Below are 14,106 nucleotides of genomic sequence, written 5' to 3'. Positions count from 1 at the left end.
TAATGACCAAGTTTGGTGTTGTACAAATGAACTCGGGTGTAAATGCTGAAGATAACCTTGATGTGCTGGAAAGTCAGCTCAAGCATTTACAAGCACAAGGTGCCCGTTTGATTTTGACGCCTGAAAATGCACTCGTTTTCGGCCGCAAAGAAGACTATGAGAAGTATGCAGAAGAATTGGGCCATGGTCCGCTTCAAAAGCGATTATCAGAGTTAGCGTTTGAACTCGGTATTTGGCTAGTGATGGGTTCGTTTCCGATCCGTAATCATGACGGCACATTGAGTACCACGTGTTTAGTCTATGACGCTGCCGGCAATTTGCGTGCTTCTTACGAAAAGCTGCACATGTTTGATGTTGATATTGCGGATAATCATCGCAGTTATCGCGAGTCAGATACTTTCCGTGCCGGTGAAAATCTTGCACTGGTTGATACGCCATTTGGCATGCTTGGCTTATCCATATGTTACGACATTCGCTTCCCGCAACTTTACGCGGCACTTCGTCAGCGCGGCGCTGACATCATTGTTGTGCCTGCGGCGTTTACCAAGGTAACGGGTGCGGCGCATTGGGAAGTTTTACTTCGTGCTCGTGCCATTGAGACCCAGTGTTGGGTACTTGCAGCAGCGCAATGCGGTGAGCATCAAGGCGGACGCGAAACTTATGGGCACTCAATGATTATTGACCCTTGGGGGCAAGTTGCGTGCGAGCTAAACAACAATATTGGCACTGCGTGGGCCGATGTGGATTTGGCTTCTAACAGCGCGATACGCAGCAAAATGCCGCTATTACAGCATGCTCAGTTGCAATGCGTGATGAAATAGCGCAACCTCAATTCATTATTAATCCCGTGACTAAACCCGTGACGGGACATTTCTTTTTTCAGCGCTAAAGAGCAATTTATCCATGAGTCTGGAACACGTCGAAGAAACGATGCTGCACCTGTCGGGTGTGAGCAAAAGTCAACTCAGCCAAACGCTGGAGCATCTGGCCGCAAGAAACATCGATTACGGTGACGTTTACTTCCAGTCTTGCTGGCATGAGTCGCTCGTCTTGGAAGACAGCATTATTAAAGATGGTTCTTTCAACATTGATCGTGGTGTTGGCGTTCGTGCTATTAGCGGTGAGAAAACCGGTTTTGCGTATTCAGACCAAATCAATGCTGATGCCTTGATGCAAAGCGCAACGGCGGCGCGCGGTATTGCAGATAAAGGCGGTAAGCTCAAAGTTTCTGCTTTTGCTAATCGCGCATATCCTATGATTTATCAAGCTATTGACCCGCTTCAAAGCATGTCAAAGCAAGATAAAATTGCGCTGCTAAAAGAAGTGGATGTGTATATTCGCGCGAAAGAGCCTTTGATCCAGGAAGTCTCGGTCAGCATTAGTGGCGTGTATGAACAAGTGTTGATTGCAGCAACAGATGGCACTTATGCTGCAGATACTCGCCCATTAGTGCGTTTATCTATTAGCGTACTAGTAGAAAAAGACGGACGTCGTGAGCGTGGCTCTGCAGGTGGTGGCGGTCGATTTGGGTATCAATACTTCGTGTCAGATGAAGACGGAAAAACAGTGGCGATGCATTATGCCGATGAAGCTGTCCGTCAAGCATTGGTTAATCTTCATGCGAAAGCAGCACCTGCAGGCACTATGCCCGTGGTATTAGGTGCAGGTTGGCCAGGCGTGCTGCTTCATGAAGCGGTAGGCCATGGTTTGGAAGGTGACTTTAACCGTAAAGAGTCCTCTGTGTTTACCGGACAAATCGGTGAGCAAGTAACATCAACGCTTTGCACTATTGTTGATGACGGTACGCTGCAAGATCGACGTGGTTCGTTAAACATCGATGATGAGGGTGTTCCAGGCCAATACAATGTGCTGATTGAAAACGGCATTTTGAAAGGCTATATGCAAGATAAGCATAATGCACATCTGATGGGGGTTGCGCCAACAGGGAATGGCCGTCGTGAATCGTATGCGCACCTGCCCATGCCACGCATGACCAATACCTACATGTTGGGTGGTGAAAGCACACCGGAAGAGATGATCAGCAGTGTTGAATACGGCCTTTATGCACCGAACTTTGGCGGTGGTCAGGTCGATATTACATCTGGCAAATTTGTGTTCTCTACCAGTGAAGCGTATCTGATTGAAAACGGTAAAGTGACAACGCCAGTGAAAGGGGCGACCTTAATCGGCAGCGGCATTGAAGCGATGCAACAGATTTCGATGGTCGGTAACGATCTTAAACTGGATCGTGGTGTGGGCGTGTGTGGTAAAGCGGGTCAAAGTGTTCCAGTCGGGGTTGGACAGCCAACGCTGAAAATCGATGCGATGACCGTCGGTGGAACAGAATAACCGCCAGATATTGTGCGTTGAAGCAGAAACAAAAAAACCGGGGATCTCCCGGTTTTTTTTATAGATAGCAATGTCGCCCTGATTGGTCGCAAAACAGAAGTACCTATTTATCGGCTTCTGCTTTGAGTGCTCGTAGGATTTTGAAAATCTCACGAGACGCTTTAGGGGGCTTGTTGCTTTCTTGCTCTTTTTTCGCCTGACGAGCCAATTGACGAAGCTTCTGACGATCGGCATTAGGGTGCGCATCCATGACTTCATTAATGACGTCATCACCATCAGCAATCATGCGGTCACGCATTTTTTCAAGCTTATGCAGCTCGATGGTTTGCTGATTGTGCTTGTTCTGTAGAAGATCTATTGCAGCTTGAATAGGCTCAATGTCGCGGGTACGCATCATTTTGCCGATAAGCTGAAACTGGCGACGTCGTGCTTCTTTTTCAAAGCGTTGTGCATCCGTCACTGCGGTACGCAGATCGTCGTCCAGTGGAAACTTTGCCAGTACTGACGGCCTAAGCTCGACCAGCTCTTGACCTAGTTTTTGCAATGCTTCCATGTCTCGCTTCATCTCGGATTTGCTGACCCAGATGATCTCTTCTTCCTCTTCCCAAGGCTCACGTTTGTTCTTACGGCCCATAATCTTTCCCGAGGTTATCGCTTACTTTAGCGCCTTAGTTTATACCAATATCTACAAATATTCGCTCATTCTTAGCGCTTAAAATCATCGAATATTATGTGATGAGCATTGATATGAGCGTGTTCAGCCACTTCTGTGGTTGCTCGCCCATTGTGATTGTTTCATTGTGGCAGGATGTTGGGACAGTGCGGGATGTGAATTAGGGAGATTGATTCATGTTGGTATGGTCAAGAATGTGGAGTTTTGCAGGTGTTTTATAAGCACGGTAATGGCTTCGAATGGTATGCTTATTAGCAACACACATCAATTTAAGACTTTATGGACGTGAAACAACAGGTTGCTCAGCAACGTGCTGAGTTAGAAGCTGCGGTCACCCGTGCTTTAGAGCTGGCTGGGAAAAAAGCAGATGCCGCTGAAGTCGCGATCACCAAAACCACGGGGATCAGCGTTGCTACTCGTATGTGCGAAGTGGAAAGCGTCGAATTTAACAGCGACGGTGCTCTGGGTATCACGGTATATCGTGGCCAGCGTAAAGGCAGCGCATCAACGTCTGATCTGTCTGAAAAAGCCATTGCCCAAACTGTTGCTGCTGCGTTAGATATTGCTAACTACACGTCAGAAGATCCGTTTTCAGGTCCCGCACCAGCTGAATTGATGGCTTACGATTACCCCGATTTAGATTTGTTCTACCCTGACGAACCTGAGCCTGATCATGCCGCTGAAAAAGCGATTGCCGCCGAACGTGCGGCACTGGATTACGATAAGCGTATCAAGTTCAGTGATGGTGCGAGTTACGACAGCCATTACGGCGTGCGTGTGTATGGCAACAGCCATGGCATGCTGGGTAGCTACGCTTCAAGCCGTCACAGCATTAGCTGTAGCGTGATTGCTGAAGACAGCAAAGGCATGGAGCGAGATTATAGCTACACGGTTTCTCGTGATAAAAACGAGCTTTGGGCTCCTGAAAAAGTCGGTATCGAAGCGGCACAACGCACGATTGATCGTATGGAGCCGCGTCGCCTAACCACGCGCAAAGTGCCTGTGATGTTCTCTGCTGATGTAGCAACAGGGCTGCTTGGTCACTTAGTTGGCGCGATTAGCGGTTCAAGTTTGTATCGTAAGTCTTCGTTCTTGTTGGATAAGCTAGGCCATCAGATTTTACCTGAGTGGTTTTCTATCTATGAGCGTCCACATATCCTTAAAGGGATGGCCAGCTCTCCGTTTGATAGCGAAGGGGTGATCACCAAAGATCTCGATATTATCAAAGATGGCACGCTACAAACCTACTTGGCGACCAGCTACGCAGCGCGTAAGTTGGGAATGCAACCGACAGGTCACGCGGGTGGGATTCATAACTGGTTTGTGGGTAACACGGGGCAATCTTTTGAGCAAATGCTGAAAGCCCTAGGCACTGGGTTGTTGGTCACTGAAGTGATGGGCCAAGGCGTGAATATTGTTACGGGCGACTATTCGCGTGGCGCCGCGGGCTTTTGGGTAGAGAATGGTGAAATTCAATATCCAGTCAGTGAAATTACCATCGCAGGAAATCTTGCCGATATTTACAAACAGATTGTTGCTGTCGGTGCTGATATAGAATATCGCAGCCAAATCCAAACCGGATCGATTTTGGTGGAATCACTGAAAATTGGCGGTGAGTGATAGGTTAAAGGCTAGGAATAGCCGATCCTAGGAAAAGAAAAAGCGGCTCTGTTTTCAGAAGCCGCTTTTTTGTATCGAGTTCAGTTAAGCTTTTATTCAGGACCTAGGATCTAAGGTTTGGCATCTAAGATCTCGTTAAACTAAGAAAACCGTCGCCAGACCGAGGAAAACAGACAAGCCAATCATATCGGTAATCGTGGTCAGTGCCATGCCGCCAGCAAGAGCGGGGTCGATTTTCATCTTCTTGAGCATGATGGGTACAGTCACACCTGCAACACCAGCCACCACTAAGTTGGTCAACATCGCTGCCGCGATAATTGCCCCTAGCATGAGGCTACCTTTCCAGAGAACGACCACGCCACCAATGATACACGCCCAAATAACGCCGTTGAGTAAGCCAACGAGTGCTTCTTTTCTTAGCAACCAACGCGTGTTGGAGTCACCAATGTGTCCGACGGCCAAGCCGCGAATAACCAGTGCCACGGTTTGGTTACCGGCAACGCCACCCATCGAGGGTACGATGGTCATCAAAACAGCAATAGCAGCCATTTGCTCGAGTGTGTTTTCAAATAGATTAGAGACGGATGCAGCGGCAAGGGCTGCGAGAACGTTGGCGCCGAGCCAAATGCTACGGCTACGGGCAGATTTGAGTACGGGTGCAAAGGTATCTTCTTCGTCATCCAGACCCGCCATGCTCATCATGGAATGCTCGGCGTCTTCACGAATAATATCTACCACGTCATCGATGGTGATACGCCCCACAAGGTGTTGATTTTCGTCAACGACAGGTGCGGAGACCCAATTTCGGCGTTCGAAAAGGCTCGCGACTTCACCATCATCCATATCAACAGGAATCGCTTCGTCTGCGTCTTCCATGATGTCGAGAATGTCGGTGTCGGGCTGCGTGGTCAACAGGGCAGTGATAGGTAATGAACCGATAAGATGGCTGTTTTCATCCACCACATAGAGGGTATCAGTGGCTTCAGGCAGTTCGCCTTTCATACGCAGGTAACGCAGTACTACATCCACGGTAACATCAGAGCGAATGGTCACCACGTCGGTGTTCATCATCCCGCCTGCGGTGTCCTCTGGGTATGCCAGAGCTTGCTCAACCCGTGCACGATCTTGTGCATCCATTTGGGCAAGAACGTCTTGAGAGACGCTATTCGGTAGGCTTCGAAGTAGATAAGCGACATCATCTGTATCCATGCCTTCCGTTGCAGCGGCAAGCTGCTCCGGTTGCATACGGACCATGATGCCGTCTTTTACATCTTCGGAAAGCTCTTCGAGGATTTCACCTTGTTCTTCGGGATCGGTAAGCTGCCACAGAACCAAGCGGCTCTTTGGTGGGGAGGCTTCTAGAAGGTGAGCAATGTCCTCAGGTTCCATGTCCTCAAGTAAACGACGGACGTGAACAAACATGCCGTTTTCTAAGGCGCGGCTAACTTCCTGCAAGGTTTGATGCGTCTGACTTGACGCTTCTACTTCGTAATTCTCTGCCATGGAAATGTCCGTGTGACGGCGAGTGGCGCAATGGTATGAATATTAACGTAATCTGAACAGGCTGTCTTATGCGTTTTTTGTCCCAAGCAGAACGAAATGGGCGGTTGCGTCTCAGATGAGAATTTACTCAGCTTTCTTCGTCAAAGCCCGCTTCGATGAGCGCGGTAACCGCGTCTAAGGCTTGCTGTGCCTGTTGCCCTTCGGCTGATATTGTAATTTGCTCACCCTGACTAGAATCCAGCAAAAGGATAGCCATCACGCTGTCAGCAGTGACGGTTTGGTCGTCTTTAGAAATCATCACTTCGGCTTCAAAGCTTTGTGCCATTTCTACCAGTTTGACGGCTGCACGAGCGTGTAACCCAAGTCGATTTTGAATCAGCACTTCCTTGCTGACATGATTCATATTTTCCCTTCGAGTGTGCGGTGTCTAATTTGGACTTGATGGTTGTGCGCGGCGAAGTAATCGGCTAAAAATTGCGCGATATATACAGAGCGATGTTGCCCACCCGTACAACCGATAGCGACGGTCAGGTAGCTGCGGTTATTTTTCTCAAGTGCCGGTAACCAAGACTCGAGAAAGCTTTTGACTTGCGCGATCAACATGGCAACGTCTTGCTCTGCGGCGAGGAACATTTTGACAGGTTCATCGAGACCAGTGAGCGGGCGTAGTGCCGGTTCCCAATGTGGGTTTGGCAAAAAACGCACATCAAACACAAAATCAGCGTCAGACGGCAAGCCATGCTTGAAGCCGAAAGATTCAAACACCATCACCAGATCTCGGTTGGTTCTTCCTAACACTAACGCACGAACCGCTTCACTGAGATCATGGATGGAATGTTTGGAGGTGTTGATAACTTTATCGGCACGCTCTTTCAACGGCGTCAGCAGTTGCTTCTCTTTGTCGATAGCTTGTTCGAGCGAGAGGTTGTCGCGAGATAACGGGTGTAGGCGTCGGGTTTCGCTAAAGCGTTTCACCAATTCGTTGTCATCAGCATCAAGAAAGAAGATATCGACATCAACGTCATCAGGCAATTGGGCGAGGGTCTGGGTGATCTCTTCTGGGTCGGCCGGCATGTTGCGAATATCGATGCTGACGGCAATTTGAGAGTCGTCGCCATTTTGAGCCGCGACAAACTGAGGCAACAAATTTACAGGAAGGTTATCGACACAGTAGTAGCCGAGATCTTCTAAAACACGGAGCGCAACAGACTTTCCTGAACCCGAACGGCCACTGACGATTTTCAACTGCATGGTGTATTCCTGGTGGCGTTATCCGGTAATGATGTCGTAAAGCTCTTGATCTGAGTTTGCATGACGTAGCTGCCGACAAATTTGTTTGTCGCCGAGTTTCTGCGCGATCAAAGACAGGGTCTTCAAGTGCTCTTTGCATTGATCATCAGGAACCAGTAGCGCGAATAAGAGATCGACGGGTTGGTTATCAATGGCATCAAACTCAATAGGTTCAGCACATTGAATGAATACACCGACGGCGTGATCGCTGTTGAAGATACGGCCATGGGGAATGGCTATTCCATTCCCAATGCCCGTACTGCCCATTTTTTCTCTGCCCAACATGCACTCAAAGAGTTTCTGTGGGTTTTGATCCAATTCGATGGCAGCGAATTCACTGATCATTTCAAGTGCGCGTTTCTTACTTGAACAAAGGACTGCACTTTTCGTGCAGTCCAATTTAAGTACGTCTTTAAGTTCCATGATTAATGGTGATTCATCTTTTCTTTGTGTTTACTTAACTGCTTAATTAGCTTGTCTGTAAGCGAATCGATGGCAGCGTACATGTTCTCTGAATCTGCTTTTGCGAAAATCTCGCCGTTGTTTACATGCAGGGTCGCTTCGGCAATCTGTTGGAGTTTTTCGACGTTAAGCACAACATGAACGTTATTGATATGATCAAAAAATCGTTCGAGCTTATCAAACTTGGTTGTCACATATTCCCTAAGGGCGTCGGTGATCTCTACGTGGTGACCGGTGAGATTGATTTGCATAAACATCTTCCTTTTGATTGGACGCCTAGATAAGGCGTTTACGCTGATTTGACGGGGCAATACCCAGAGACTCGCGATATTTGGCGATTGTTCGCCTTGCGACCTGGATCCCTTGCTCCGCCAGCAGTGTGGCAATCTTGCTGTCGCTAAGTGGTTTTGCCTGATTTTCGGCGGCTACCAACTTTTTGACCAATGCACGAATTGCCGTAGAGCTGCATTCACCGCCATTGTCAGTACTGACATGGCTCGAGAAGAAGTATTTCAGTTCAAAAATGCCCCTAGGGGTATGCATGTATTTTTGGGTCGTCACCCGAGAGATGGTGGATTCATGCATTTCCACTGCCATGGCGATATCGTTTAGTACCATTGGCTTCATCGCTTCTTCGCCGAATTCAAAGAAATCTTGCTGATGCTCAACGATGCATCGTGCCACTTTGAGCAAGGTTTCATTTCGACTTTCTAAGCTTTTTATCAACCACTTAGCATCTTGTAAGTGGCTGCGAATAAATTGGCTATCTGCTGCACTACAGCCATTTTTGGTGAGCGCGGCGTATTGCTGATTCACCTTTAGACGAGGCACGCTGTCAGGGTTGATGTTAACCATCCACTTGCCACGATCTTTGATCACAGACACATCTGGGATCACATATTCCGCTTCATTGGTCACAATGAGGTTGCCAGGGCGAGGCTCAAGCGTGTGAATGAGTTGCATCACTTCTTTGAGCTCGGGCTCGCGAAGTTTACTTTCTTTCATTATCAGCCGGAAATCGCGATTAGCCAACGCGTTCATGTGGCCTTTTAGCACCATACGGGCTTCAGCAAGCCATGGCGTATCTTCCGCAAAGGCGGCGAGTTGGAGCAGCAGACACTCTTGCAAAGATCGGGATGCGACACCGAGAGGGTCGAATTGCTGAACGCGTTTAAGAACGGCTTCAACTTCATCTAATTCAATGTCGTCATCTTCAGCGCCCATGCTCTCTAAGATGTCTTCGCAAGTTACGGTGAGGTAGCCTTTATCATCGACTGCATCAATGATAGCCGTAGCGATTGCGAGGTCGACTTCAGAAAATGGTGTGAGCTGGACTTGCCAAGTGAGGTAATCGTGCAGGGTTTCGGTGGTTTCTCCCTGATAGACAGGTATGTCATCACCGAGGGAAATACCTGTACTGCCGGTGTTGGCGCTGTACATGTCATCCCATGTTGTATCAACAGGAAGATCTTCGGGCATTTCCTGTTGTTCCATGGCATCAGAGCTATCGAGCGTGTCTTGTTGACTGTCGGCAGTGGCGCTTGTGTTGTCATCACCGTTAAACGTCTCTTCACCCTCACCGTCTTCGCTATCCGTCGACTCGTCCTGCTCTAGGAGAGGGTTAGCTTCCAATGCTTCTTGGATTTCTTGTTGCAGATCGAGCGTCGACAACTGCAATAGGCGGATCGCCTGTTGCAACTGCGGCGTCATCGCAAGTTGTTGGCCAAGCTTAAGCTGAAGCGAGGGTTTCATACTGATTCTGGCACCTTTCCTAATTTTATTATTAGTGCATATATTTGGAGCGGTTCGCCAACCGAACTCTATAACTATAGCCTGAACTGGTCTCCGAGATAGACTCGTTTTACATGCTCATCGTTGAGCACTTCATCAGGAGTACCATGCGCAATCAAGTGTCCTTGACTCACAATATAGGCGTGCTCACACACACTGAGCGTTTCACGTACGTTGTGGTCCGTAATTAAGACACCTAAGCCACGGTCTCGAAGATGTTCAATGATTTTTTTGATATCAATAACCGAAATGGGGTCAACACCCGCAAATGGTTCATCAAGAAGAATAAATTTTGGGTTTGCCGCGAGTGCTCGGGCGATTTCCACACGGCGACGTTCACCACCGGACAATGCCATACCCATGCTGTTTCGGATATGTTGGATGTTGAACTCATCGAGTAAGTCCTCAGCTTTGTCTTGTTTCTCTTCTTTTGATAAATCTGAACGGGTTTGCAATACCGCCATCAAATTATCGTAAACACTGAGCTTACGAAAAATAGAGGCTTCTTGGGGTAAATAGCCAATTCCCATGCGAGAGCGGTTGTGCATGGGCTGGATGCTGATGTCGAGATCATCAATATGAATCGTGCCTTCATCGCGGGCCACTAGGCCAACAATCATGTAGAAAGAGGTGGTTTTACCGGCGCCATTAGGGCCAAGTAAGCCAACAATTTCGCCAGATTTCACTTCGAGGCTGACATCAGTAACGACTTTTCGTCCGTTATAGCTTTTCGCAAGATTTTTAGCGGTGAGTATGGCCATTCAGATTTATTTCTTATCTTGTTTGGTTTGTGGTTGCAGTACAGTCGTGACGCGACTGCTTGAATCACTTTCTGCGACCAAAAGCTGTTTATCGATGTTATAGGTGATCTTTTGACCTTCGACCTGATTGCCACCTTCTTGGGTCAATACGGCCCTGTTGGTCATCGTCAGGAAGCTTTTTGCTGTTTCGTACTGAAGATCGAGCGCTTCACCGTTTATCTTTTTGCCATCATCCAACGTTTGTTCAAAGGTCGCAGGCTTACCATAAGCGTCAATAATTTCAGCGCCTTCTTGACCCGATGGACGAGTCACCACAACTTTGTCGGCGTTCAGGCGAATAGAGCCTTGACGGAGATAAACATTGCCCGTGAAAATCACGGTGTTGGTTGTCATGTCTAGGTTTTGCGAGTCGGAGTCAATATAAATTGGCTGCTCAGCATCTGTTGACAAGGCCATAGCACTGCTTGAAATTAGCATCACAATGACGGCAAAGAATTTATTTCGTTTTTGCTTCATACCTACTCTTCACTTGTTCAATCAGTTCCATCTGATGGGAGCCAAAATTGCCTTTCGCCCTGAGCCCACTCGTTTGAAGCCCTGTTCCTGTGATTTCGGTTTCTGTATCTGACCAAAAATCATGTGAGGTAAGGTTGAGGGTGAGTTTCTCTGTGGTGACAACTTTTATCTGTGCGTCTGGCAACAGGTTAAAGATCCTGACGCGACCTGTCATCACTAGAATGTGCTTATTCTCAAGAACAGCAAACTCAGAGCTTATCCGCCACTCTTCGGCAGTGCCATCTTTATAAGTCCACAAGACGGGTTCATTAAAATGGGTCTCGTCAATTTGCTGATAATACTCTAGATGTGTTGAGTCCAGCGTGTAATTGCGAATACCTTGTTCGTTGTAGGAGGTAGATTTCACATCTTCCGCCGTGAATAGGGGTTTTTCAGCATCGGGAGCCACTTGTGCTTCGGTTTGCCAGTAGTGTTGGTTCAACAGGTAATAGCCTGTGTAACCGCACACCGCCAGCAGTACAACCATACCGAGACGTTGCAGCATCATATGCTCAGTCCTTTATGCGCATCGAGCTCTCCTCGCGCTTCAAGGATAAGATCGCACACTTCACGAACCGCGCCGTAGCCGCCTGGAATACGTGTTACCCAATCAGCACGTTGTGCGAGCAAAGGGTGTCCGTCATTGACGCAGACTGACAGACCCACTTGTGACATGACCGCCCAGTCAATTAAATCGTCACCCATGTAGGCCGTTTGCTCGGCAGGTACACCCAGCTTTGCCGCAAGATCTTGATAAGCCGAAGCCTTGTCATCTTGGCCTTGATAAATGTGGGTGATACCAAGGGCAGACATGCGTCGTTCAACGATGGCTGACTTTCGGCCCGTAATGATAGCGATGTCGATACCTGCGCTCATTAGTGCTTTGATGCCGTAGCCGTCTCGGGTGTGGAACGTTTTAAGCTCCTCACCGTCGTTACCCATATAGATGCGTCCATCAGAGAACACACCATCCACATCGCAGATCAGCAGCTTTATCGATGCCGCACGTTCGACGATGCGGGTGGGAACGGGGCCGTATAGCGTTTCGGTCTCAGTATGCATTACATGACTCCAGCTTTAAGCAGGTCGTGCATATTTAGCGCGCCAATCAGCTTGCCGTTTTCAGTGACCAGCAAACCATTGATCTTTTTCTCTTCCATTTGCTTAAGGCCTTCAGCCGCCAGTAAGTCGGCACTGACAGACTGTGGGTTTTGACCCATCACATCGCCAATGCGTGTGGTGTGTAAATCCAAGCGTTGGTCGAGTAAGCGGCGTAAATCACCGTCAGTGAAAATACCGCATAGCGCACCATCATGCTCCACAATGGCTGTCATACCTAGCCCTTTGGCAGATATCTCGAGCAGGGCATCGCGAACGGTAGCATCGGGTATGACCGTCGGTAGCGCATCACCGGAGTGCATCACATCAGAAATGCGCAGCAGCAGTTTTCTACCAAGTGCGCCACCGGGATGAGACAGAGCAAAGTCATCGGCAGTAAAGCCTTTGGCTTGCATTAGCGCAATAGCGAGTGCATCACCCATCACCAATGTCGCCGTGGTGCTCGAGGTTGGTGCAAGGCCAATAGGGCAGGCTTCTTTTGGTACTTTGATACAAAGGTTAACTTGTGCCAAACGCGCCATGGTTGATGATGGGTTGCCCGTCATGGTGATCAGTGAAATGCCACGACGTTTAACGACGGGCAGCAACGTAATGATCTCCGCTGCTTCCCCTGAGTTTGATATTGCTAACACCACATCGCCTTTTTCGATCATGCCAAGATCGCCATGACTGGCTTCACCAGGGTGCACAAAAAAGGACGGCGTACCGGTACTTGCCAGCGTCGCCGCGATTTTATTGCCAATGTGACCAGATTTGCCCATCCCCATGACAACGACCTTACCTGTAGCACTTTGAATCAGCTGACAAGCTTGTTCGAAATCTTGGTTGATGTATTGCTCCAATTGAGCAATGGCATCCAGTTCGATTTTTAGTGTGGTGATGCCTGCTTGGCAAAAATCAAAATCAGTCATAGGTAATCCGATCAGGATGCAAAGTTAGTGAGCAAGTAGCCTTGATAGCCGACGAAACAAATCAACAGCACGATACCTTCCCAGCGTCTGATGATTCTGTTTTTGCCTGCAGCAAACAAAAATAGCAATACAGAGAGGGCGAGCATGACATAGAAGTCACGTTCCATCGCAAGTGGGTTAAGGGATGATGGTGCCAGAATCGCTGGGATGCCCATGACGGCAAGAATATTGAAGATGTTTGAGCCGATGATGTTACCCACCGCCAGATCGTCTTCACCTTTCAATACGCCAGCGACAGAAGCGGCGAGTTCAGGAAGGCTTGTACCTACAGCGACAATGGTTAGACCGATGACCAGATCACTCATACCGAATGACTTAGCGATAATCACGGCTGAGCCTACGACCATGTCGGCGCTGAAAATAAGTAGTGCCAGCCCGATAACAACCCATATACCAGCGGAAACATTGCTTACCCCTTGAGGGATCTCTGCTTCTTGTTCTGTAAGCATAGGGTCTTCTTTGTCACTTTCTTTACCAAATTTCATCATGATAAGTAGGAAAATGACAAACATAACGGCGAGCGCGATACCTTCAAAGTAGCCAAGGTAATTATCCCATAGCATGGCGCCGGCGACCAAGGTAACGGCAAGCATCAATGGCAATTCGCGGCGAAGGATGCCCGAACTGATAGCAAGTGGCTTGATAAGCGCAGTTACGCCTAAAATCAAAGCAATATTAGCGATGTTCGAACCAAGAACGTTGCCCACTGCCGTGTCGGTTTTACCACTAAGAGCCGCAGTTGCTGACACCACCATTTCAGGGGCTGAGCTGCCCATCGCAAGAATAGTCATACCGATGACTAGCGGTGAAATCCCAACATTACGGGCTATAGCGGCTGCACCGTAGACCAGCCTGTCAGCACTCCATACTAACAAACACAGTCCAACGACGAGAATGGCGGTCGCTTCAAACATTTAATTACCTTTGATCAGAAATAGTGCGGATGAATCAAAAAGCAATTTTGACTGCTAATTGAGTAAATGTGAAGGAAAACGGCGTGATAGTTGCGACA

General features: G+C 48.4%; 16 protein-coding genes. 3 read left to right on the top strand and 13 right to left on the bottom strand.

What is annotated here, in order from left to right; genetic code table 11:
• The first annotated feature begins 2 nt into the window (after positions 1 to 2).
• Both A1OO_RS02160 and tldD read left to right on the top strand, forming a co-directional pair.
• Complete coding sequence (locus tag A1OO_RS02160) at positions 3 to 821, top strand: carbon-nitrogen hydrolase family protein (RefSeq protein ID WP_016960798.1); 819 nt, start codon at positions 3 to 5, stop codon at positions 819 to 821.
• A gap of 82 nt (positions 822 to 903) precedes the next feature.
• Positions 904 to 2,349, top strand: coding sequence for a metalloprotease TldD (gene tldD / locus A1OO_RS02155; RefSeq protein ID WP_016960797.1), 1,446 nt, complete (start codon positions 904 to 906; stop codon positions 2,347 to 2,349).
• 103 nt (positions 2,350 to 2,452) lie between these two features.
• Here tldD and yjgA read toward each other — a convergent pair whose 3' ends face one another.
• Positions 2,453 to 2,983, bottom strand: a complete 531-nt coding sequence (gene yjgA / locus A1OO_RS02150) for a ribosome biogenesis factor YjgA (RefSeq protein WP_016960796.1) — start codon at positions 2,981 to 2,983, stop codon at positions 2,453 to 2,455.
• 318 nt (positions 2,984 to 3,301) lie between these two features.
• Here yjgA and pmbA point away from each other — a divergent pair, with 318 nt between their 5' ends.
• Positions 3,302 to 4,642, top strand: a complete 1,341-nt coding sequence (gene pmbA / locus A1OO_RS02145) for a metalloprotease PmbA (RefSeq protein ID WP_016960795.1) — start codon at positions 3,302 to 3,304, stop codon at positions 4,640 to 4,642.
• A 135-nt stretch (positions 4,643 to 4,777) separates the two neighbouring features.
• Here the strand turns inward: pmbA and mgtE are convergent, their stop codons facing one another.
• The 12 genes from mgtE to A1OO_RS02085 form a co-directional block, all read right to left on the bottom strand.
• Positions 4,778 to 6,145, bottom strand: a complete 1,368-nt coding sequence (gene mgtE / locus A1OO_RS02140) for a magnesium transporter (protein WP_016960794.1) — start codon at positions 6,143 to 6,145, stop codon at positions 4,778 to 4,780.
• Between the two features lie 127 nt (positions 6,146 to 6,272).
• Complete coding sequence (locus A1OO_RS02135) at positions 6,273 to 6,548, bottom strand: HPr family phosphocarrier protein (RefSeq protein WP_016960793.1); 276 nt, start codon at positions 6,546 to 6,548, stop codon at positions 6,273 to 6,275.
• Positions 6,545 to 7,396, bottom strand: coding sequence for an RNase adapter RapZ (rapZ, locus tag A1OO_RS02130; RefSeq protein WP_017005098.1), 852 nt, complete (start codon positions 7,394 to 7,396; stop codon positions 6,545 to 6,547). Before rapZ ends, A1OO_RS02135 begins: the two co-directional genes overlap by 4 nt.
• A gap of 18 nt (positions 7,397 to 7,414) precedes the next feature.
• On the bottom strand, positions 7,415 to 7,858 hold the full coding sequence (gene ptsN, locus A1OO_RS02125) for a PTS IIA-like nitrogen regulatory protein PtsN (protein WP_016960791.1): 444 nt from the start codon (positions 7,856 to 7,858) through the stop codon (positions 7,415 to 7,417).
• A 2-nt stretch (positions 7,859 to 7,860) separates the two neighbouring features.
• Positions 7,861 to 8,148 carry a ribosome hibernation promoting factor gene (hpf, locus tag A1OO_RS02120; RefSeq protein WP_016960790.1) on the bottom strand — a complete coding sequence of 96 codons (288 nt, stop codon included), beginning with the start codon at positions 8,146 to 8,148 and terminating at the stop codon, positions 7,861 to 7,863.
• A gap of 25 nt (positions 8,149 to 8,173) precedes the next feature.
• On the bottom strand, positions 8,174 to 9,649 hold the full coding sequence (locus A1OO_RS02115) for an RNA polymerase factor sigma-54 (RefSeq protein ID WP_016960789.1): 1,476 nt from the start codon (positions 9,647 to 9,649) through the stop codon (positions 8,174 to 8,176).
• A 74-nt stretch (positions 9,650 to 9,723) separates the two neighbouring features.
• Positions 9,724 to 10,449 (bottom strand): LPS export ABC transporter ATP-binding protein, encoded by a 726-nt coding sequence (gene lptB, locus A1OO_RS02110; protein WP_016960788.1) that lies wholly within the window; start codon positions 10,447 to 10,449, stop codon positions 9,724 to 9,726.
• A 6-nt stretch (positions 10,450 to 10,455) separates the two neighbouring features.
• Positions 10,456 to 10,965, bottom strand: a complete 510-nt coding sequence (gene lptA, locus A1OO_RS02105; RefSeq protein ID WP_016960787.1) for a lipopolysaccharide transport periplasmic protein LptA — start codon at positions 10,963 to 10,965, stop codon at positions 10,456 to 10,458.
• Positions 10,946 to 11,512: an LPS export ABC transporter periplasmic protein LptC gene (gene lptC, locus A1OO_RS02100; RefSeq protein WP_016960786.1), complete on the bottom strand. Its 567-nt coding sequence runs from the start codon at positions 11,510 to 11,512 to the stop codon at positions 10,946 to 10,948. Before lptC ends, lptA begins: the two co-directional genes overlap by 20 nt.
• Positions 11,509 to 12,066 carry a 3-deoxy-manno-octulosonate-8-phosphatase KdsC gene (gene kdsC / locus A1OO_RS02095; RefSeq protein WP_016960785.1) on the bottom strand — a complete coding sequence of 186 codons (558 nt, stop codon included), beginning with the start codon at positions 12,064 to 12,066 and terminating at the stop codon, positions 11,509 to 11,511. The genes lptC and kdsC overlap by 4 nt, the downstream gene beginning before the upstream one ends.
• Complete coding sequence (locus tag A1OO_RS02090; RefSeq protein ID WP_016960784.1) at positions 12,066 to 13,034, bottom strand: KpsF/GutQ family sugar-phosphate isomerase; 969 nt, start codon at positions 13,032 to 13,034, stop codon at positions 12,066 to 12,068. The genes kdsC and A1OO_RS02090 overlap by 1 nt, the downstream gene beginning before the upstream one ends.
• An 11-nt stretch (positions 13,035 to 13,045) precedes the next feature.
• A complete protein-coding gene (locus tag A1OO_RS02085; protein ID WP_016960783.1) occupies positions 13,046 to 14,008 on the bottom strand; it encodes a calcium/sodium antiporter in 963 nt (320 codons plus the stop codon).
• Positions 14,009 to 14,106 lie beyond the last annotated feature (98 nt).

Origin of the sequence: Enterovibrio norvegicus FF-33 (assembly GCF_000286835.2) — a bacterium.
GTDB lineage: Bacteria > Pseudomonadota > Gammaproteobacteria > Enterobacterales > Vibrionaceae > Enterovibrio > Enterovibrio norvegicus_A.
The sequence above is the reverse complement of the archived record's forward strand: the minus strand, read 5'-3'. Positions and strand labels throughout refer to the sequence as shown.